This window comes from Streptomyces sp. NRRL F-6492, from assembly GCF_001280125.1.
GTDB lineage: Bacteria > Actinomycetota > Actinomycetes > Streptomycetales > Streptomycetaceae > Streptomyces.
Map to the genome: position 1 here is coordinate 1 of NZ_LGEG01000010.1, position 20,744 is coordinate 20,744.

The 20,744-nt window shown below is 72.8% G+C and carries 17 protein-coding genes and 1 pseudogene; 12 read left to right on the forward strand and 6 right to left on the reverse strand.

Annotated features, from left to right (window positions below; genetic code table 11):
* Positions 1 to 54: 54 nt before the first annotated feature.
* Positions 55 to 1,014, reverse strand: a complete 960-nt coding sequence (locus ADL08_RS02675; RefSeq protein ID WP_053640388.1) for an amidohydrolase family protein — start codon at positions 1,012 to 1,014, stop codon at positions 55 to 57.
* A gap of 106 nt (positions 1,015 to 1,120) precedes the next feature.
* Between ADL08_RS02675 and ADL08_RS02680 the strand changes: the two genes are divergently transcribed.
* The 3 genes from ADL08_RS02680 to ADL08_RS02690 all read left to right on the forward strand — a co-directional run bounded on the left by ADL08_RS02680 (position 1,121) and on the right by ADL08_RS02690 (position 6,523).
* Positions 1,121 to 2,740 (forward strand): bifunctional 3-(3-hydroxy-phenyl)propionate/3-hydroxycinnamic acid hydroxylase, encoded by a 1,620-nt coding sequence (locus tag ADL08_RS02680; RefSeq protein WP_053640389.1) that lies wholly within the window; start codon positions 1,121 to 1,123, stop codon positions 2,738 to 2,740.
* Between the two features lie 128 nt (positions 2,741 to 2,868).
* Complete coding sequence (locus ADL08_RS02685; RefSeq protein WP_234351971.1) at positions 2,869 to 3,711, forward strand: IclR family transcriptional regulator; 843 nt, start codon at positions 2,869 to 2,871, stop codon at positions 3,709 to 3,711.
* Between the two features lie 439 nt (positions 3,712 to 4,150).
* On the forward strand, positions 4,151 to 6,523 hold the full coding sequence (locus ADL08_RS02690; protein ID WP_053640400.1) for a SpoIIE family protein phosphatase: 2,373 nt from the start codon (positions 4,151 to 4,153) through the stop codon (positions 6,521 to 6,523).
* Between the two features lie 32 nt (positions 6,524 to 6,555).
* Here the strand turns inward: ADL08_RS02690 and ADL08_RS02695 are convergent, their stop codons facing one another.
* The gene (locus ADL08_RS02695) at positions 6,556 to 7,380 is read right to left on the reverse strand and encodes an IclR family transcriptional regulator (protein ID WP_053640391.1); all 825 of its coding nucleotides are present in this window, start codon (positions 7,378 to 7,380) and stop codon (positions 6,556 to 6,558) included.
* Positions 7,381 to 7,455: 75 nt separating this feature from the next.
* Between ADL08_RS02695 and ADL08_RS02700 the strand changes: the two genes are divergently transcribed.
* The 3 genes from ADL08_RS02700 (at position 7,456) to ADL08_RS38650 (ending at position 11,402) form a co-directional block, all read left to right on the forward strand.
* A complete protein-coding gene (locus ADL08_RS02700; protein ID WP_053640392.1) occupies positions 7,456 to 8,430 on the forward strand; it encodes an amidohydrolase family protein in 975 nt (324 codons plus the stop codon).
* A 7-nt stretch (positions 8,431 to 8,437) separates the two neighbouring features.
* Positions 8,438 to 9,883 (forward strand): amidohydrolase family protein, encoded by a 1,446-nt coding sequence (locus tag ADL08_RS02705; protein WP_053640393.1) that lies wholly within the window; start codon positions 8,438 to 8,440, stop codon positions 9,881 to 9,883.
* Between the two features lie 835 nt (positions 9,884 to 10,718).
* Entirely contained in the window at positions 10,719 to 11,402 is a 684-nt protein-coding gene (locus tag ADL08_RS38650) for an endonuclease domain-containing protein (protein WP_267889542.1), read from the forward strand.
* Positions 11,403 to 11,472: 70 nt separating this feature from the next.
* Here the strand turns inward: ADL08_RS38650 and ADL08_RS02715 are convergent, their stop codons facing one another.
* From ADL08_RS02715 to ADL08_RS02730, 4 genes are all read right to left on the reverse strand, one after another.
* Positions 11,473 to 12,831: a protein-L-isoaspartate O-methyltransferase family protein gene (locus ADL08_RS02715; RefSeq protein ID WP_234351972.1), complete on the reverse strand. Its 1,359-nt coding sequence runs from the start codon at positions 12,829 to 12,831 to the stop codon at positions 11,473 to 11,475.
* The gene (locus tag ADL08_RS35020) at positions 12,764 to 13,480 is read right to left on the reverse strand and encodes a class I SAM-dependent methyltransferase (protein WP_324610419.1); all 717 of its coding nucleotides are present in this window, start codon (positions 13,478 to 13,480) and stop codon (positions 12,764 to 12,766) included. Before ADL08_RS35020 ends, ADL08_RS02715 begins: the two co-directional genes overlap by 68 nt.
* Positions 13,468 to 14,943 (reverse strand): NUDIX domain-containing protein, encoded by a 1,476-nt coding sequence (locus ADL08_RS02725; RefSeq protein ID WP_053640395.1) that lies wholly within the window; start codon positions 14,941 to 14,943, stop codon positions 13,468 to 13,470. The genes ADL08_RS35020 and ADL08_RS02725 overlap by 13 nt, the downstream gene beginning before the upstream one ends.
* Before the next feature lie 70 nt (positions 14,944 to 15,013).
* On the reverse strand, positions 15,014 to 16,945 hold the full coding sequence (locus tag ADL08_RS02730) for an ABC transporter ATP-binding protein (protein WP_199836941.1): 1,932 nt from the start codon (positions 16,943 to 16,945) through the stop codon (positions 15,014 to 15,016).
* Between the two features lie 768 nt (positions 16,946 to 17,713).
* Here ADL08_RS02730 and ADL08_RS02735 point away from each other — a divergent pair.
* The 6 genes and pseudogenes from ADL08_RS02735 to ADL08_RS02755 all read left to right on the forward strand — a co-directional run bounded on the left by ADL08_RS02735 (position 17,714) and on the right by ADL08_RS02755 (position 20,631).
* Complete coding sequence (locus tag ADL08_RS02735) at positions 17,714 to 18,235, forward strand: hypothetical protein (RefSeq protein WP_053640397.1); 522 nt, start codon at positions 17,714 to 17,716, stop codon at positions 18,233 to 18,235.
* A 52-nt stretch (positions 18,236 to 18,287) separates the two neighbouring features.
* The gene (locus ADL08_RS37020) at positions 18,288 to 18,566 is read left to right on the forward strand and encodes a hypothetical protein (protein ID WP_159042970.1); all 279 of its coding nucleotides are present in this window, start codon (positions 18,288 to 18,290) and stop codon (positions 18,564 to 18,566) included.
* Between the two features lie 6 nt (positions 18,567 to 18,572).
* Positions 18,573 to 18,737 (forward strand): annotated as a pseudogene (locus ADL08_RS36345) (IS5/IS1182 family transposase); the annotation flags it as partial.
* A 438-nt stretch (positions 18,738 to 19,175) separates the two neighbouring features.
* Positions 19,176 to 19,601, forward strand: a complete 426-nt coding sequence (gene panD / locus ADL08_RS02745) for an aspartate 1-decarboxylase (protein WP_053640398.1) — start codon at positions 19,176 to 19,178, stop codon at positions 19,599 to 19,601.
* 23 nt (positions 19,602 to 19,624) lie between these two features.
* On the forward strand, positions 19,625 to 19,969 hold the full coding sequence (locus tag ADL08_RS02750) for a GNAT family N-acetyltransferase (RefSeq protein WP_053640399.1): 345 nt from the start codon (positions 19,625 to 19,627) through the stop codon (positions 19,967 to 19,969).
* On the forward strand, positions 19,963 to 20,631 hold the full coding sequence (locus ADL08_RS02755) for an arylsulfatase (protein ID WP_234351974.1): 669 nt from the start codon (positions 19,963 to 19,965) through the stop codon (positions 20,629 to 20,631). The genes ADL08_RS02750 and ADL08_RS02755 overlap by 7 nt, the downstream gene beginning before the upstream one ends.
* The last annotated feature ends 113 nt before the right edge of the window (positions 20,632 to 20,744 follow it).

The following is a 20,744-nucleotide window of genomic DNA, read 5'->3' on the forward strand; positions in this document are numbered from 1 at the left end:
GGGCAGGGGAGGGAAAAGGGGGGGAGGGGGGCGGGGCGCGGTGCGGGCCGGTCCTCAGAGGCCGAGCAGCCGCTCGGCGTTGCCGTGGGCGATCTTCTCCCGGTCGGCCTCGCTGATCGGGGCCGTTCGCAGGAACTCGGTGGCCACCGCCATCTCCTCGAAGGGGTAGTCGGTGCCGAAGAGGATGTGGTCCGAGCCCAGGGCCAGCAGCGAGCACAGCAGCGGTGGGGCCGAGCACACGCCGCTGGTCGTGATGTACAGGTTGTGCCGGATGTACTCCGAGGGATTGCCCCGGGCCAGCTCGACGCCCTGGTGGTTGTGGTAGTCCCAGCGGGAGTCCATCCGCCACAGCACGTAGGGCAGGCCCTCGCCCATGTGGCCAAGGAGCATCTTGGCGTCGGGGAAGTCGTCGAAGACGCCGCCGAACACGCACCGCAGGAAGTGGGTCGCCGTCTCCGAGCCCCAGCTCCACATCGGGCCGATGAGCTCCGGGTGCCCCTCGATGACGTGCGGGACGTCGACGCCGTTGGCCGGGTGCAAGTAGAGCGGCACGTCCAGGCCGGCGGCGCGCTCCCACACGATCCGCAGCTCCGGGTCGTCGAGGTAGCGGCCCTGGGTGTGCGCGTTCACCAGGGCGCCGCGCATGCCCAGCTCGGAGACGGCGCGCTCCAGCTCGTCGGCGGCGGCCTTCGGGTCCTGCAGCGGCAGGGCGGCGAAACCGGCGAAGCGATCGGGGTGGTCGGTGATCACGCCGGCGAGGAGGTCGTTCACGGCGGCGGCCCGCGCGACCGCGGTGGCGGCGTCCTTCTCGGCCTGGATGCCGGGGGAGTTGAGGGACAGCACCTGCACGTCCAGACCCGCCGCGTCCATCTCGGCCAACCGCTCGCCGGTGATGTCCAGGAGCCGCCGGGACGCCTCGCGCCACTTGTCCGGCTGGAGGATCGCGGCCGCCGAGGCCCCGTACCCCTCCAGCTCCGGTGTGACGAAGTGTTCCTCAAGACCGATGGTCCGCATCGCGACCCCTCTGCGTTTCACTTATATGCATTGACTTCCTCGATGGTGAAACGTACGTTCCGTCGGTGTCAACCCTTTGCAACGTCCGAGTAAATGGAGGTGCCCGATGACGGGTACGGATGTCGCCGCGGTGGGTCCGGTCCCGAACGGGACCGCGCCGGACGTGGTCGTGGTGGGGTACGGCCCGGTGGGCATGGTGGCGGCCGCCCTGCTGGGACGGGCGGGACACCGGGTCCTCGTCCTGGAGCGCTACGCCGGCCTGTACAACCTGCCGCGGGCGGCCAGCTTCGACGACGAGACCATGCGCACCCTGGCCCGTCTCGGCGTGGCGGGGGAACTGCTGCCCAAGGTGCGCGCGCAGCCCACCTACGAATGGCGCAACGGCAGCGGCGACCTGCTGATGGAGCAGTCCTTCGCCGAGACCGGACGCAGCGGCTGGGCGGAATGGAACATGATGTACCAGCCCGACCTCGAAGAGGCGCTGGACGCCGTGTGCCGCTCGACGCCCCGGGTGGAGGTGCGGCACGACAGCACCGTCGTCGCCCTGGAGCAGACCGCGGACCACGTCACGGTCACCTTCGAAGGGCCCGGAGGACCCGAGAGGGTCGAGGCGCGCTACGTCCTGGGCTGCGACGGAGGCAACAGCTTCGTGCGCTCGTCGCTCGGCGTGGAGCTGCACGACTACGGCTTCTCCGAGCCGTGGATGGTGTGCGACTTCCGCTTCCGCCGCCCGACCGAAGTGCCGTGCGCGTTGCAGCTCGGCGACCCGCTGGGACCGACCTCGATCATCTCGCTCGGCCCCGCGCACCACCGGTTCAGCTTCATGCTCGACTCGGTCGACGACTTCGGGACCGAGCGGGACCCGCAGCGGGTCTGGAAACGGGTCGCCCCCTACCTCACCCCCGACGACGCCGACCTCGTCCGGGTCGCCACCTACACCTTCCGGTCCCTCATCGCCCACGAGTGGCGCCGCGGCCGCGTCCTGCTCGCGGGCGACGCGGCCCACCAGATGCCCCCCTTCCTCGGCCAGGGCATGTGCTCCGGCTTCCGCGACGCGCAGAACCTCGCGTTCAAGCTGGACCTCGTACTGCGCGCGGCCGCGCCGGACGACATCCTCGACACGTACCGGACCGAGCGCGAGCCGCACGTGCGCGCGGTGACCGAGAAGGGCATCGAGCTGGGCCACCTCCAGACCCTGCGCGACCCCGAGCGGGCCGCCGAGCGCGACCGGACGCTCCTTGCCCGCCGCGCGCGATCCGCCGCACCCGAGCCCATGCGCTTCCCGGACCTGACCGAGGGCCTGTTCACCCGGGGCGCGGCCGCGGGCCGTGGACAGCTGTCGGTGCAGGGCGTCGTGGACGACGGCACCCGCCGCGACCGCCTCGACCAGATCGTGGGCGGCGGGTTCCACCTGCTCGTCGACGAAGACCACCTGGCCGCGCTGGAGGACGACCGGCTGCTCGACGACCTCGCCGGGGCCGGCGTGCGCGTCGTCGTCCTCGGCGAGCGGGCCGCGACGCATCCGGCGGCGGCCGTCGTGCGGGACGTGGACGGCACCTACCACGCCTGGTTCGCCGAGCTCGGCTGCTCGGCCGTCGTGGTCCGGCCCGACTTCTACGTGTACGGCACGGCCGACGGCTCCGACGCGGTGACCGGCCTCGCGGCCGAGCTGCTGGGCGCGATCCGCGGCGACGCGACCGCCCCGGAGGCGGGGGCGGAGGCCTGATGTCCCTTCCCGTAGCCCCGTAGCCCCGTAGCCCCGTAGCCCCGTAGCCCCGCAGCCCCGTAGCCCCGGGGAGGCCGGGACGGACGGTTTCGGCTGACGCCATCAGGCCGGTCACTATGATCGCTTCCGTGAAGACACGTCACCCCTCCGGCTCCGGCTCCGACTCCGGCTCCGGCTCCGAGGCCGGCGAGGCGTCGCCGGCCCGGCAGGGCATCCAGTCCGTCGAACTGGCGATGACCGTCCTGCAAGCCCTCGAAGAGGGGCGGGGCCCGATGAGCCTGACGCAGATAGCCGCCGCCAGCGGCATGCAGCCCAGCAAGGCCCACCGCTATCTCGTCAGCCTCGCCCGCGTCGGCCTCGTCGCCCAGTCGCCCAGCTCCGGGCACTACGACATGGGACCGGCCATGCGGCGGCTCGGTGTCGAGTCACTGCGCAGGATGGACGAGGTGGCACTGGTCAGCGAACACCTGCCGGGGCTGAGGGACCGTACTTCGCACGCGGTCAACCTGGCGGTGTGGGGCGACCACGGTCCCGTCGTCGTGCGCTGGGAGTACGGCGCCCACGCCCTGCCGATCACGGTCCGCGTCGGCGCCACCATGCCGCTGCTGAACTCGGCGATGGGAGGGGCGTTCCTCGCGCACCTGCCCGAGCAGCTCACCGAACCTGTGCTGCGCGGACAACTGGAGACGGAGACCCTGGACGCGGCCACCCGGGACCGGATCGACCGGATCAGGAGCGAGGTGCTGGGCGAAGGGGTGGCCACCACCGTCGGCGGCGTCATTCCCGGCGTCACCTCCCTGGCGGCCCCCGTGTTCACGGCCGGGGAGTCCTTCCCCCTCGTCGTCACCCTCGTGATGCCCGCGCGGGGCGTCACGGAGCAGGACGTGGCCCGCCTCTCGGCGGAACTGCTGAGCTCGACCCGGGCCATGTCCGAGATGCTGGGACACTCCACGGACCAGCACCGGCCGTAGGGCGTCCGGACGTCCGGGAGCGGTGTCCCGCCACCCACGGGACCCCGCCGAACGGGCGCGCTCGTCAGGGGGCGCGGCTACGACCGCTGTGGGGTCCTGCCAAGGACTCCTCGGCCGTGACGCGCGGTGGCTTCGACGGGGCCGACCCGAAGAACGCGATCGACCGCCTCCGCACCGAATCGACCGCCTCCGCACCGAATCGACTGCCTCCGCACCGACCGGAGGCGGGGACGCCCGCCCCGTCCGCGTGCGCTTCCACACGGCGATCGAGAGGATCGGCACGCGCCGGACCGGTGCGATCCCGCGGCCACTGTTCACCGGCCGGTGCCGGTGCGGGCACGCGACGATCCGCCGTGCCCGGCCTCCCGTCCTCGCTGAAAGGCGAGGATTCCGGTGCCGGGACATGATGGGTTCACCGACCCGGTGGGAGGCGGTGACGATGAGCACGAACGCGGACGACGACGCCGAAAACACCCCGCCGCCCCGGGTGGCAGCCGCGCTGGTCGACCGCCGGGGCGTCGTGGTCGGCTGGTCCCGCGCCGCGGAACGGCTCGTGGAGCGGCCGGCGGCGGAGGTGCTGCGCCGTTCCGTCCTCCGGCTGCTGGCCGACCGCGACGCGGCCCCCGCCGGACGACTGCCGGACCGCGGAACGGCCAGGCTGCGATGCGGCTCGGGGAAGGCCGTCACGGTGCGTTACCACACCGACGGGCTGCGAAGCCCGGACCTGTCGCTGATCCTGGCCGTCACCGCCGACCGGGCGGCCGAAGCCGAGTGGGACGCGGCCCTCGCGCAGGCCCTGCTCGAACAGGAACGCGTCGGCTTCGTCCTCCGGGACACCGATCTCGCCGTCGTACGGACCAACCTGGCGCGCGGCGCGCACGTCGGTCCGTCGCTCCCCGTGGGCAGCCGGCTCTCCGACGTCATGCACCCGGCCGACGCGGCCGACGCGGAAGCGGGGCTGCGGAGCGTACTGGAGACGGGCGTGCCCCTTGCCGGACACGAACAGCGGGTGAGGTCCGCACGGCCACCGTACGGAGAACGGTCCTTCTCCGTGTCCGCGGTGCGGACCCGGGACGCGCACGGACGGCCCACGGGCGTCGCGGTCCTGTTCACCGACGCCACGAGGCACTGGCGGGCCGAGCGGCGGCGCGAGCTGCGCCATCGCGCGTCGGCGGCGATCGGGAGCACGCTCGACATCGCCAGGACGGCTCAGGACGTCGTCGACGCACTGGTTCCGGACTTCGCCGACGTCGCGTGGGTCGATCTGGCGGACGCCGCTCTCGCGGGAGAGGAACCGCCGAAGACGTTCGGAGGCGGCGATCTCCACCTGCGCAGGACGGCGGTGCGCTCGGCGAAGGGGCCGTGGCCCTCCGGACTGCTTCCGCCCGGCGCCCCCGTCCCGCCCTTCCCCGACCTGGCCATGGTGCGCGAGCTTCAGGAGGGCCGCACGATCGTGACCGACCGCGAGACCCTGGGACGGGGCCTGGGCGACCCGGACCACCTGCGGCTCGCGGCTCCCGAAGACGGGCACTCGATGATCGCGGCCCCGCTCTTCGCGCGCGGCCTGGTGCTGGGTCTCGTGGCCGCCTGGCGCACCGAACGACCCGAGCCCTTCGAGGAGGAGGACGCGGTCCTGCTCGCCGAGATCGCGGCCCATTCGGCCCTCGGAGTGGACAACGCCCGTCGCTACACCCGTGAGCACCGCGCTGCCGTGGCCCTCCAGAGGCGCCTGCTGCCCCGGGCCGTCACCTCCACCCGGGTCATGGAGACCGCGGGTGCCTACGTGCCCGCGTCGGGCGGCGCCGAAGTCGGCGGGGACTGGTTCGACGCGATCGAGCTCCCCTCGCTGCGCACCGCCCTCGTCGTCGGGGACGTGACCGGCCACGGTCTGCACGCCACCGCCACCATGGGGCGACTGCGCACGGCCGTGCAGACGCTGGCGGACCTGGAGCTGCCGCCCGACGAACTGCTCACCCACCTGGACGACCTGGTGTCCCGGCTGGCCGGCGAGGCCGATCCCGCACAGCGTGACGTGGTCGGCGCGACCTGCCTGGTGGTCGTGCACGATCCGGTCGCCGGACGCTGCACGATGGCCTCCGCGGGACACCCTCCGCCCCTGCTGGCCCTGCCCGACGGCCGGGTCGCTCCGGTGACCATGCGGCCGGGCCCTCCCCTCGGCGTGGGCGGCCTTCCGTTCGAGGCGACGACCGTCGACGTGCCCCCGGGCAGCGTCCTCGTCCTCTACACCGACGGCCTGCTCCAGCGCCACGGCGTCGACATCGACGACTCCGTCCGTGAGGTGACCGGCCTGCTGACGCGGCTGCGGCCCTCCGACGGCGACCTCGCCGCGATCGCCCGGGCGCTCATGACCGGCTCCGGGGCGGGCCCCCCGCGCGACGACGCCGCCGTCCTGGTCGCACGCACCGCCTCGCCGGGAGAGGACTCCGTCGCCGACTGGGAGTTCCCGGCGGACCCCCGGGCGGTGGCCTCGGCGAGAGAGGCGGCGACGGACAAACTGGCCGAATGGGGTCTTGAGGGGAACTCCTTCGTGACCGAACTGATCGTCAGCGAACTCGTCACCAACGCCGTGCGGTACGCGGGCGGCCCCGTGGGCCTGCGCCTGATCCGCGGCGAGGCCCTCTTCTGCGAGGTCACCGACCCCAGCAACACCCAGCCCCGTATGCGCCGCGCCCGCATCAGCGACGAAGGAGGACGAGGACTGTTCCTGGTGGCCCAGCTCAGCCGCCGCTGGGGCAGCAGATACGGACGGACGGGGAAGACGATCTGGGTCGAGCAGGAGCTGTCCGTGTGAGGGGCCGGGCCCGGCCCCGGCCCACGAGGGCCCTACAGGCCTTCAAGGGAGGCGGTACGGCCACCGTCCTGCGAGAGCCGGCGGGAGACCGCCCGGGCCGTCGCCCGTACGGCCGGTCCGTAGCCCGCGTCCGGGAAGCCGCTGCTGGGCGCCACGACCGACAGCGCCGCCACCACCTCGTCGCCGTCCCGCACCGGCGCGGCCACGGTGCTCAGCCGCCAGGGGCGGCTCTGGCGGCCGACGGCGTGGTCGCCGCGCCGCACCTCCGCCAGCGCCCGGCGCAGATCGGCCGGGGTGCGGATGTCGTCGTCCCCGTGCTCGGGCGCGTAGGCGGCGATGGCGTGGTCCTGGACGGCCGCCGGGGCGAAGGCCAACAGCACCAGGCCCACGCCCGTGGACGCCAGGGGGAGGCGACCGCCCACGCGGTAGCGCACCGGGCTGGCGTCCCGTGCCGACAGCCTCTCCACGAGCAAGGCCTCCCCGTGGTCGCGCACGGCGAGCAGGACGTGCTGACGGGTCACGTGGAAGAGGTCCTCCATGTACGGCATGGCCACGGACCGCAGTCCGTGCCCCCGGGGCGCCAGGGAAGCGGTTTCGAGGAGCCGCAGCCCCACGACGAAGCGCCCGTCGTCGAGGCGCTCCAGCGCGCCCACGTGCACGAGCGACCGGGCGAGCCGCAGCGCGCTGCTGCGGGGGACGCCGCTGCGCCGCGCGAGGTCGGCGAGGGACAGCGCGCGGTGATCGCTGTCGAACGCGCCGAGCAGGGCGAACGCCCGGTCGACGACCGGCTGCCCCTCGGCCGGTCGCCCTCCGCGCCTCGGTCGCGCGCCGCCCTCGGCACCGGGCGTTCCATTCATTGAAATCCCTCCTGCCGATGACCGGCCGCCCTTCCTACGGTGACACGCGTACGGATCCACGACCCAGGAGGCCCCGTGACCCCGACCGGACTCGTCGACGTCCATGCCCACTTCGTCACCGACGGCTACGTCGCCGCGGCCAGGTCCGCCGGCGTCGAGCATCCCGACGGCATGCCCGGCTGGCCCACCTGGACCGCCGAGCGGCACCTCGGCCTGATGGACCGCGCGGGCATCGGGAAGTCCTACCTGTCGATCTCCTCGCCGGGCGTGCGCTTCGGGGACGACTCCGAAGCCCGCGCCCTCGCCCGGGAGGTCAACGCCTACGGCGCCCGGGTCCGCGCCGAGCACCCGGAGAGGTTCGGGCACTTCGCCTCCCTGCCCCTGCCCGACGTCGAGGGCGCGCTCGCCGAGGCCGCCCACGCGCTCGACGAACTCGGCGCGGACGGCGTGACGGTGGAGACCAACCACCACGGCCTCTACCTCGGCGACCCCCGGTTCGAGCCGCTGTGGGAGGACCTCGACCGCCGCGGCGCCGTCGTCTTCGTCCACCCCACCTCACCGCCCCACGCCGACGCCCTCTCCCTCGGCCGGCCACGGCCGATGCTGGAGTTCCTCTTCGACAGCGCCCGCACCGCGAGCGACCTCCTCCTGCGCGGCGTCCTCGCCCGCCGTCCGCGCATCCGCTGGATCCTGACCCACGGCGGGGGAGCGCTGCCGCTGCTCGCCGACCGCATGGAACTCTTCCGCACCCTGCTGGGACCCGACAGCCCCGGGAGCGCACCGGGCACCGTGGAGCAGCCGGACGCCGTCGAACAACTCGGCCGCCTCTGGTACGACATGGCCGGCACACCCTTCCCGCGCCAGATCCCGGCCCTCGACGCGGCCTTCGGGACCGAACGCCTCCTGTACGGCAGCGACTACTGCTGGACGCCCGCCGAGGCGGCCCTCGCCCAGATCGGGACCGTCGACTCGGCCGTCCGGCCCTCCGCCACCGACACCTGGCGGGACCTCACCACCCGCAACGCCCACCGTCTCTTCACCCACGCCTAGGAACACCATGAGCAAGTACGTCCACCCTTCCACGGCCGGCGGACGCGTGCGGCTGAGGGACGTCACCGTCGTCGACCCGCTGGACGGAAGCCGCACCCCCGGCCAGGACGTGACCGTCGAGAACGGCCGGATCGCCTCGGTCACCGCGACCGGAGAGCCGGCCGCCGACGCGCACGTGGTGGAGGGCCGGGAACGGTTCGTCGTCCCGGGGTTCACGGACACGCACCTGCACGCCCTGAACACCCCCGAGGACGTCGACGGCACCTATGCGCTGATGCTCGCCAACGGCGTCGTCGGCTTCCGCCAGATGTCGGGCAACAGGGCGCTCCTGAAGTCCCGGCGCGAGGGCACGCTGCCCCGGCCGACCGGTGCGCCCGCGCTCAGGGCGACCGCCGGCGACCTGCTGACCCCGCTGAACGCGGGCACGGCCGAAAGAGCGGTACGGGCCGTGCGGGAACAGCACCGGGACGGCGCCGACTTCATCAAGGCCGGTGCCACCTCCGGCGCCGTCTTCATGGCGGCCCTGGAGGAGGCGAACCGGCTCGGCATCCCGATGGGCGGCCACCTGCCCGGCGACCTCGACCCCCGGGAGGCCGCGCGCGGCGGGGTGCGGTCGATCGAGCACCTCGGCCCGGGCGTCACCGTGTTCGCCGCGGCGTCCTCCCGCGAGACCGAGGTCCGGGCCGCGAGCGCCGCCCGCAAGCTCCCGCCGATCCCCCAGGTGAGGTTCCCCGGCGCCGACAGACTGGTGACGAAGCTGATCAAGGGCGTGGTGGTGAACCCGGCGACGCGCACCTCCGCGGCCGAGGCCCACGCCTACGAGCTCGCCGACGGCTCCTACGACCAGCGGAAGGCGGAGGAACTGGCCGCCCTGTTCGTCGAGCACACCACCTGGCAGTGCCCGACCCTGATCCGGGTCCACACCCAGCAGTTCGGCGACTCGCCGGAGCACACCGAGGACCCTCGCCGCCGTTACATGGCCCCCGAGGAACTGCGCGCCTGGGACAGGTCGGCGAGGAAGTTCTCCAGGCTCCCCGACGCCACGCGCGGGGCCCTGCGCGGACACTGGGCCGCACAGCTGCGGATGACCAGGACCTTCGCCGACGCCGGGGTCCCGATGGTCGCGGGTTCCGACGCGTGCGGGGCGGCGGGCGTCATCCCCGGCTTCGGACTCCACGACGAGTTCGACCACCTCGCCGAGGCCGGCCTCGACCCGCTGACCATCCTGCGGATGACGACGACCGAACCGGCCAGGTTCCTGGGCGAGGAAGGCGCCTTCGGCCGCATCGCCCCCGGCATGCCCGCCGACCTGGTCCTCCTGGACCGGGACCCGCTGGAGGACCACACCGCGCTCCACGAGATCGCGGGCGTGATGAGGGACGGCTCCTGGTGGTCCCGCGCCGACCTCGACGCGGTCCTGGAACGCGTGGCCGCCGACCCCGGCGCCCACTGACCCCGGGTCTTTCTGCACCTGATGGGGTGCCAGGCCGGGCGGCAGCAGTCCAAGTGCCGCGTACCATGCACAAGTTCAAGAGGGACTCCGGCATCGGGGTCTTCCCCACCTACTCAGGGGAGGAGTTGGACCCCGGCGAGTTCGCGGAGCGTGTCGTTGGCCTGTGGACGTGTCGGGACGTGTCATGGCGGGTCGTAAGAACGATGTGATCACTTTGGAGGCCGCGGACGCGCTGTGGGCCGATCTGACGGCCGGCAGTGCGGTGCCGACGGCTTCCTCGGCGCTCGTCTGCTCTCCTGCCGGCGTGCGGGCAGGTTATGCCCTGCTCGGTAGCCGTGTGGTGGTGGTGATGAAGGCAGGTGACGGCCGGTGCGTTTCGGAGAGCGATGTGCGCCGGGCCGCGGCGGAGCTGTGTGCGGTGACGATGGACCCTCAGGACTTGGTCCGCATCGGTCCGTTCGGCGCCATGGTGAGGCAGGAGCACGGCAGCGGAGCACTGCTGGGGTGGCGCCGGCGCATCGTCCGTGAGCTACGGGCGGTGGACCGGCCAGAGCAGGCGGTACGGGACGGAGACGGCGGGGCGGGCCGTCTGGCGGGGATCGACTGGCGACGCGTACTCGTAGAACAGGACTGTGAACGGACGGGACGGACGTGGTGGCTGCCACGTTCCGCGGTCAGGCTGCTGGACGCGGCAGAGCATGCCGAAAGACGGTGGCTGCAAACGGCACGGACCGACTCGGGGACTGCGGACCCCGTCGAGTCAGGCTCTCCGCGCGAACAGGCTCCGGCCGTCGGCGACCAGCGGGCGACGCGGCCTGACCGTTCGGCTGCTCCCTTGCGCCCGTACAGCGAGGAGCTGAAAGGCCTGCTGTATTCAGTACTCAGCAGAAAGCCCGACACCTCCCGCAAAGTGGCCGGATGGGTCTGCGCCGTCTGCCACGAGGCGCCCTCCACTGTCCTCGACCACTGCCATGAGCACGGCTACGTCCGCGCACCCCTCTGCCAGTCCTGCAACACACAGGAACGCCCTGACCACCTCTATCCCCACGACATCCGTGTCACCGACCGCTACACACGCCTGTTCACCACCCACGCCACCGACTGGCTGCGCCACTGGCACCGCTGCCCCGGCTGCCGCACCCGCACCACCCTGCCCCTGCCCCACCTCGCCGCATGGACAGCCCACACCGCCTGCCGCTCCCTGCGCCCCACCCACCGCGACACCCGCAGCTCCCGCGGACGCAAACCCTGCGGCACCCTCCGCGTGGCCTGGACCGGCAGCCACCACGCCCCGCACTCCTGCCTACTCACCATCAAGGTCGACTTCTGCCCCTCCGGCGAACACCGGGACCTGACGCGAGTCCCCTACCGCCAAGCCGCCGAACAGTTCCGCATCTGGCTGGCCGAGACCGCCCCCACCGTGGCCGCCGCGGCCGGCCCCGACCGCCTGGACGACCTCCCCACCCGATTCCGGCCCGTCATCGCGGACACCAGCGACAAAGACCTGGGACTGTTCTGACCACACGACGCCAACGCTCCCCCGCCGCATGGGAGTAAGCCCTGAAGCGGTTGCAGGAGGTCGTGTCCGGTCAGGGGGCCCGTCGGGGTCGTTCGCGGTGCGGGACGACGAGCCCGGTGTTGATGTAGGCGCCGTCTGCCGACACGCCCCCCGGGCAGCCGAAGAGCGGCGAGAGCTGTCGCACGGTGAGGTTCGTGCGGTGCTCGGTCGGGCAGGGAGAGGCGGACCGCCGGGGCACGGGCGTGAGCGGAGGCAGGGTCCACTCCAGGGCGTGAGGACCTGGACCGGAGGCGACGTGTTGCGGCCCGCCGTCCTCCGGGAGGGTCACCCGGTACGTGTCGGGCCGTCCGGCCAGGACCCAGCGGGCGTGGACGTCCTCGAGCCCGGCCCACACGTCCCGGTGTCCGTGGACGCGGACGGTGCCCTCGCCGGGACCGGCAACCGCCCAGGAGTCCTCGCCGGGGGCGGCGATCGTCATCGTCCCGGCCCGGAAGTCGCGGACGAGTCCGGGCGCCAGGTAGGCGGCCGCGAGCCAGAAGCCGTACGCGTCGTCCGGCGGCGGCGCGAGCCGGGTCGGGCGCGGTACGCCGGGTTCGGCCTTGATCCGGGGCCGCATCGTCACCGCGTCGAGCCACCGGTAGCCGAGCATGGGCCGGTATCCGCGCGGCCGTCCCCGCAGAACCGCCTCGACTCCGCCCGCCCCGGTCCGGGTGACCAGGAGCTGTCCGGGCCAGCCGGGGCTGCGGGTGGTGAGCGTCGTCAGCAGCCGCCCGCCGGGCGCGAGCTGCCCCACCCACGCCGGTGGGACGCAGGGCACGCCGATGCCGGAGTGGATCCGGTCGAACACCTCTCCTGCCGGGTGCCCGTCGAGGGCGTCGCCCTCGACGACCGTCGCGCCCAGACCGAGCCGGTCGAGATTGCGCTGCGCGAAGGCGGCCATGTGACCGTCCCGCTCGACGCCGAAAGCGAGGCGGGGGCCGGTGACCGCAGCGGCGAGCGCGAGGGAGACTCCCGGGCCCGGGCCAAGCTCCAGATACCTCTGCCCGGGCGCCGGCCGCAACGTCTGAAGAGCTTCGACGGTGGCCCGGCCGTAGGTCGACATCGACGTCATGTGCCCGCCGGTCACCGGTCCGCGCGCGAGCGCGTCGAGCCGCTCCCCGTCGCGCTGCAGCAAGACCGACTCACCGCTGTGGACCAGGTCGAGCCACTCCTCCCGATCGTCCGGATGCGCACCGTCGAGCAGACGCCACCCGATCGGCTCGACGCCCGGATCGCTCACCCGTACGTACGCGTGGGGAAGCAACACCTCCCGCGGCACGGACAGCAGCACCCCACGCAGCCGGGAGTCGGTCAGCACGCCCTCAGCCCCGAGCCGCTCCACCATCGCGGCACGCCGAGCGCTTGTCGTGGCAGACAGGTCGACAGACATGACGGTCCTCCTCTTGACGCGGTGGGCAGCAGAGCACCGACGCATCGGGCGTGGCAGTCGGCCGGGCCGGGGTCGGCCGCACGGGGAACGGGAGCGCGGGTAGGTACAGCCGTTGAGCGCTGTGAACCGTTGCTCCGCGGAAGGCCTGATGGCGCAGGCGCCGTAGTCGGGTCATGGTGTTCCGCCTCCCGGTTCGCGACGGGCCAGGACGTGCACTCTGGCGTCCCCCGTCCCGGAAGGGGCTGTGCCAGGACGCGGTCCACTCCGTTTCCGGGGCGCCGCGTACGCGTCCTCGTGCGGGCTCCCAGCCGCCGGGAAGGTGATCGTGGAGAGCGCGTACGCCCTGCCGCGGATCCGCCTCGACGAAAACGGGTGCGTCACGAACGCGCGGGTCGGCCGCGACGCGTTCGGCTGCGGCCCGGAGCATGCCGGAGGAGGGATCCGGGCCGGTCGCCCGGTGTCCGGCCACCGCGAGCCGCAGCGTCATCTCCCCGTCCCCGCAGCCGACATCCAGGATCCGGGCACGCGGACACGGCAGCTCCTCCAAGAGCCGGCGGGCCACCATGTCGTGACGCAGGCGGCCTCGCGCGCTGCGCGAACGGGCGGCGCAGGGGGCGCCGACCGCCGCTAAGTCGTTCACCGGGACCATCCCAGCTCGCTGTAGGCGCGGCCGGCCCGGACGCCCTCGATCGCGACCCGGGTGTAGGGCACGATCGGCTCCGGCAGGTCCTCGGCGGAGAACCACTCCCAGCGGAGGCACCGGTCGGGCTCGCGCACTTCGGGGGTGCCCTCCCAGTGGCGGGGCCGGAAGAAGAGCTGCATCCTCGGCCGCGCGCCGGGCCGATCCACGGTGTGCACCGTGTGGACGAGCTCGAGGTCGGCCGGATCGATGACCAGTCCGGCCTCCTCGTGGGCCTCGCGCGCGAGGCCGGCGGTCGCCGCCTCCGCCTCCAGGTGGCCGGCGAGGGCGTGCCAGAGGCTCCCCGCGTATGCCGAGTCCGGGTGCCGCAGTCCCAGCAGGACCTTGCCGTCGCGCTCCAGGTGGAGGTGGACGCCGACGATGTGCGGCACGGTCCCGGCCGGGCCCGTGCCGGTCAGTGGACGAGCGGTGTCCGGCGGTCCTTCCACGGCGGGATGCTCGGCCGCGTGGCGGCGGATCAGGTCCCCGAGTCCGGGGCTGAGCCGGAGCCGGTCGAGGGTGTCGACGGTGAACCACTTCAGCAGGACGCCTTCGCGAAGGTCCACCGCGTCCGCATCGCCGTGCCAGCAGCCCGCGTAGATCACGACGGGCACCGTCAGGCCGTCGACGCCGACGGCCTTCTCCACGGCGTACGGCATCAGGCTCACCGGCTCCAGACCGGGTGCCTCCTCGGCGAGTTCCCGGCGCAAGGTCGCTTCCAGGCAGGAGTCGCCCGGTTCGCGTCCGCCGCCGAGCAGGGCGAGCGTCCACGGCTCCCAGATGCCGTCCTTGTGGTCTCGCAGGTGGAGCAGGTAGCGGCCGTGGCCGTCGTGGAGGAGCGCGGAGGCGTTCAACGGCTCCGGCTGCCCGTCCAGCTGTGCCCGGAGGAGCTTTGCGCGCAGTGTCGGCGAGGTGACCTCGGGCAGGGTCAGCCACTGGGCGCCGGACACTTCCTCATCCCGCAGCGTGATCGCCGGAGGCTCCTCGCCGGCGAGGCAGAAGACGTAACGGAAGTCGTAGTGCCGGTGGGCCGGCTCGTTTTCGGAGGGGTTGGCGGTGATGCCGTGGACGTCGATGTCGAGGGGGGAGCCGAGCATCTGCCGGGTCAGGCACAGGGCTGCCGGCGGGATCCCGGCCCCTTCCGACACCTCGCGCAGTGCCGCGGCGAGCAGCGTGCGGTCCTCGGACTCGACGTGACCGCCCGTGGTGAGCACGAGGTCACCGGTGGCCCGGTGACGAATGTGCAGGACCCGGCCCTGGCGGTCGATGACGACGGCGCCGCAGGTGATGTGCCCGGGCAACGCCGTACGCGCGGTCACGTCGATGGGCCGCTCCAGCATCGCGAGCAGCCCGGTCAGGGCGTCGCGCTCGTCGGGATGGCGGGCGAGGTAACTCTCGACGGCCTTGCGGATCGAGGAAGAACTGGGTGGCACGGGTGTCCTCTCGCCTTCGATACGGTGCGGTTTCGATACGGTGCGGTCGGTGGGAGTCGGTGTCGGCGGGTCAGCTCGCCGTCTGGTGGTCGGACGGCCGGGTGCCGCGGGGGCCGGGAACCGCGTCGACCGCGGACACGTGCCCGTACTGAGCGGCCTGGGCGGCGAACATGCCCTGGTACAGGCCGTCGGCGCGGGCCATCAGGTCCTCGTGGGTGCCGTCCTCGACGACACACCCCTGATCGAGGACGTAGATGTGGTCGGCGCGCATGGTCGCGGCGAGCCGGTGGGTGACGAGCACGACCGCGTGCCCCTCCTCGGCCAGGGACCACAGCCCCTCGAACGCGGCGATCTCCGCATGGGGATCGAGGGCGCTGGTCGGCTCGTCGACCAGCAGAAACGGCGCCTGTCGATACCTCGTCCGAGCGGACCCCAGCTTCTGCCACTGGCCGCCCGAGAGCTGGACACCGCGCTCGTAGCCCTTGAACACGATCGAGTCCCAGCCGTGCGGCAGGCCCTCGACCAGGTCGAGCACGTCCGCTTCCTCGGCGGCCTTACGGACACGGTCCATGTCCCGGGGACGGTCGCCGGCGCCGATGGCCACGTTCGCGGCTGCCGTCATCTCCCAACGCGGGAAGTCCTGCGCCAGCAAGCCGACTTCGGCGAAGACCTGGGCGCGGTCCGCCTCACGCAGTTCGACCCGCTCGCCCGACCCGCCCACCCACCACACGTTTCCCCCGGAGGGCAGCAGCAGCCCTGCCAGCACCTTCGTGAGCGTGGTCTTGCCCGACCCGTTCGCACCCACCAGGGCCGTGACCTTTCCCCGGGGCACCCGCACGCTCACGCCGTTCAGGGAGGGGGCGTCGGCCCCCGGGTAGGTGAACGACACCCCTTCTGTCAGGACCTCCAGCGCCGGCGCGGGCAGCGGCGTACCGGAGGACGGAATGGCGTTCTCGCCCGCCACCTCGATGGCGTCCTCGGTGTCGGTGAGGAAGAGCAACTCCTCGTACAAACGGTTGACCTGCTGCACCAGCGAGGTGAGGCGCGCCGTGGAGGTGCGGATGGCGATCACCGCCGTGCCGCCGATGGCGAGCGGCAGACCACCGGACGCCAGGAGCCACCACAGCACCCCGTAGCAGGCCAGCGACGCCACACCGGCGAAGCCGCCGGCGATCAGGTCCGTGGAGGCCTGGGCCCGGGCCAGGCGTCGCTGCTCGGCCTCCGTCTGCCGCGACATCTCCTCATAGCTGGACAGCAACTTCCTGCCGGCGGCGTGGACGCGGATCTCCCCGGCGGCGTGCGGGCGGGTCAGGTAGGCCAGCAGGGACGCGATCGCCCTGCGGTGGTCGACCCAGTTCAGGCGGGAGAGGTACTCGCGGCGCGCGGAGCGGACCGCCCCCCACCCCTTGGGCAGGGCGATCGCCAGCAGCATCGGCAGCAAGGTCCAGTGCAGCGCCGCGAGCACGACCGCGGCCGCCACCATCCCGATCACCACATTGCCCACGCCGACCGACAGCCGCAGCATGCTGCGGGCCGAGTCCGTACCGAACCTCCCGGCCTCCAGGACCCGCTGAACCTCCGGCCGCTCGGCCGCTTCGACCTCCACATGAGTGACGGCCGTGTAGTACCGGGCGGAGACCGCCCGCTCCACCTGCGGCTCCAGCCGGCCCGACATCGCCGTCGACCACGCCGACAGCACCGCGGTCGCCATCGCCGCGACGGCGAGCACCACCAGCGACGGCAGCGCCTCGCGCAGCTTGTCCGCGGTCGGACCGTCGGCGAAAAGCCGGGTGAGGACGCTGTTGACCGCGACCAGCCCCCAGCCGGCCGTCACGCCCTGCCCGAGCTGCGCCGCCACGACCCCGGCGAGTGCTTGCCGGTCCGTCTGCCAGCCTGTACGCAGCACCATGCCCACCATGCGGGGCAGCGCCGCTGCCATGTGCCCGAAGCCGAGCCGGGTCAGGGGACCTTCGTGCTGGACGTAGGACTGGTCGTAGCGCAGCCGGCCGCCGTACAGCTCCTGCTCGGCGTCCGAGATGCCGGTCGTGGTCGTCGCGGCGGCCTTCGGCGGGTTCGCGGGCTCGTCGCCGTCTGGTTCGACTGACGTCAATGTGCTTCCTCTCGTGGACGTGACGGGCGGGTCGGCATGCTCAACGACGCCACCGCCATTTCGAACACATGTCTTTCGGACGGGCTGCGCGCACCGGGGTTGAGCGGTTGGGCGAAGGTGCGCAGTGCACCGACCCTTGCCGCACAAGGGCCTTTAGTCGGAGGCAGGTTGGCCAAAACGCCGATGCTCGAGCGCCGCGGCTCCGCGGGGCCGGCAGGGGCACTTGGGGTCATGGCCGAACAGATCGGGCCCTGCGCGCTTCCTGGTGGGCACGGTCGAAGGGCCGACCGGCGTACGGCGCGGAAGCCGACGGTGCGCCCCTCCCGGGAACGGGTGTCTTGTCATGGCGCTGGGGCAGGACGTCGTCAGCGGGGAGAGTTCGGATGAGCGACGGCGGTTTCCCGCCCTGCCGGTGGCCGAGCCGGAGGGCTACGGCGGATGCGTAGGGCGTGGATCGTGTGCCCGGCGTCGGCGTGGGTGCGGCAGCCGTCGGTGTGGGGACAGCGCCGCGCGCAGTCGTCGGGGTGGACGGCGCGGCAGACGGCCTGGGCGTCGAGGGCGGCTGTACGACGGGGTTGCTTCTCCGTGCGTCGACGGGGGCGGCCCGACGGCTGCCGTCGCTACTGAAGTGCGTGTGGGAAGTGCTCTAGGTCGGCTGACATGTCTGGGCGGGGTCGAAGTTATCGATATGTCGGACCGGTCGAGCTGAAGGCTGCCGTCCGGCCTGGTGAGAGCGGGCGTCGGATCGGCTCGGCGGCTGACTTCGCTGACTGGGCCGCAGAGCGATCGATGGTGGAGCTGGCCGAACCGTTCACCTTCGTGGTCGGTATGGACGGTGTGCTTCGGCTGGCGCCGCGGCGAAGCGAGCACGTGGCCTGCGCCGGCGGAGACACGGTCCTCAGTGCCGGCGAGATCGGTTTCACGCGCGAGGCAGGCCGGTGGACCGTGGACGAGGTCAGTAACCAGTCCACCGGGTACTGCCCGGACGTCACCTCCTGGGGCGGTGTCGCCCGCGCTCTGGACGCTGTAAAGCTCCAGCGGCCCTCCGGCTTCACCCACGAGGTGGTGTTCCGGCGGTGCCCCAACTGCCAGGAACGCAACATCGTGCGTGAGGACGACTTCGTCTGCGTCTTCTGCGGCAGTGATCTGCCCCCGGCATGGAACGTGGATCCCACCGCGTGACCGCCGGGGGCCACAGCCACTCGTCGACGGCAGCGACCAGAACAGTCGCTTCATGGCGGACCGCGCGCTTGTCGTACTGCGCGGCGACAGCGCGGTGCCTCTTGAGTCGGTTGATCCCGCACTCGACCACGTGCCGTTCGTGGTGGTCGACCGGGTCGAAGCGCGGCGACCGGCCGCCACGAGAACCGAGCCTTCGACGGTTGCGCGCCTGGCCGGCCCGGTCCGGCCCGAGGCGGGGCACGCGGACCTTGTCCAGCACGGGTTCGTACCGCGGCGCGCCCCCGCGCTGTCCTGTCGTGACCACGATCGCCATCAACGGCTTCAGCGCTGACCGCTGTTCATCAGGGAGGTCTACCGGCGCCGCAACGAAGCGGAGCGAACGATCAACCGGCTGAAGACCTTCCGTGCGGTCGTAACTCGATACGACGGGAAAGCCAACGCCTTTCACGGGACGGTCACCGTCGCTTCGATCCGGCTCCGGCCGCATACGTGGGTTCGCTCGGCCCTGCTCCAGCATGCGTGCAGCGTCGTCCGGGATCCGGGGGAAGGGACATCGGGCCATCGCGCAGCGGCCCACGCGTCGAGATCGACGGCGGGAACGGCATCGACGAAGACCCGCGGCGGTTGGAGGCCATGTGTGGTGATGCAGTGCGTGATCAGGAACGGAGCGGCATGGGCGATGCCGGGCACGCCCGGGATCCGGACCTCCCCGTTCCCTTTCCGGAGCCCCTCCTCAGGACACAGGTCGCACTCGTGCACCCCGAGGCAGACGTTCATCCACCGGACCTCCTGAACAACCTGCGAAAACCCCGGTGGGAAGCCTCCCCGCCAGGGCGGAGCGATGTTCCTCACAATCCTCGGGCGGCATGTGCCGGTGTAGAGTCGAGGCCGCCCTTGACCTGCAGAAAGCAGGCAGGGAGCCGTCTTCGAGGAGTCCACAGTGCTGCGCACTCTGTTCAAGTCCAAGATCCACCGCGCCACCGTCACCCAGGCCGATCTGCACTACGTCGGTTCGGTCACCGTCGACGTGGAGTTGATGGAGGCGGCCGACCTGCTCCCCGGTGAGCTGGTGCACATCGTCGACATCGACAACGGCGCCCGCCTGGAGACGTACGTCATCGAGGGCGAGCGGGGATCCGGCGTCATCGGCATCAACGGCGCCGCCGCGCACCTCGTGCACCCCGGTGACCTCGTCATCCTCATCAGTTACGCGCAGGTCGAGGACGCGGAGGCGCGGACGTTCGTGCCGCGCGTCGTGCACGTCGACGGCGAGAACCGCATCGTGGAACTGGGGGCCGACGCGTCCGCGCCCGTTCCCGGCAGCGACACGGTGCGCGCGCCGCACGCCGTGCCCGCCCGGGGCTGAGTACGAACCGAGGAGGACACCGCATGGCCGAGCCGCGGATCCGCGACGACCGGGCGAAGGGCCGGCTGGAGGCGTTCGAGGAGGACGCCCCCGTCGGTGTCGTCGTCTACCTCGTCCTCGACGCCGAGCCCCACGCCCTGGTGGCGGTCCACACCGTCGTCGAGGAGGAGCACGAGGGGAAGGGGATCGCCGGGGCGCTCGTGCGCGAGCTCTACGCCACCGCCGCCCGCGAGGGCGTGCCCGTCGTACCGCTCTGCTCGTACGCCGCGCGGTGGGCCGAGCGCCATCCCGACGAGGCGCCCGTACCGCCGGACGAGGTGGTCCGTGCGGCGAAGGATCAGCTCAGGGCCACCCCGAGCCTGTGGTGAACCCCGTCGGCACCCTGGTCCTGCTGCACACCTCGCCGGTCCACGTCCCCGTCTTCGACGCCCTGCGCGACCGGCACCACCCCGGGCTCGTCCTGCGGCACCTCGTCGACGAGGAACTGCTCGTGCGGGCCCGGGAGGCGGGCCCCGGCGCCGTCGCCGGGTCCGTGGCCGCCGTGCTCGCCGCGGCCGTCGCGGACGGCGCCGACGCCGTGCTCTGCACCTGCTCCACCCTCGGCGGGGTGGCCGAGGGCGCGGCGGCCGTCCTCGGCGTGCCCGTGCTCCGGGTGGACCGGCCGATGGCCGCCGAGGCCGCCCGGGCCCGCCACGTCGTCGTCGTGGCCGCCCTGCGCTCCACCCTGGAGCCCACCGTCGCCCTCATCGCCGAGGAATCGGGCCCGCGCGCCTGCTCCGTGAGCACGGTGGTGGTGGAAGGGGCCTGGGAGCGGTTCGAGGCGGGGGACCGGGAGGGGTACCTCGACGCCGTGACGGCGGCTCTGGACCGGGCGCCCGTCACGGCGGACGCCGTCGTCGTCCTCGCCCAGGCGTCCATGGCCGACGCCGCCGGACGGACCTCCACCCCGATGCCCGTCCTGTCCAGCCCCCGCCCCGGACTCGCGGCGGCCGCGAAGGCGGCGCGTGCGGGGGCGGCGGCCCGGGGCTGACCCGAAGGGTCGATCCGACGGGCGCCGGGACCTTCGCCGCGCCACCCTGGGAAGCGACCGCCCCGACGAGCGAGAGGCCCGTGATGACCCGCCCCGCCCCCGTCCCGCTGCCC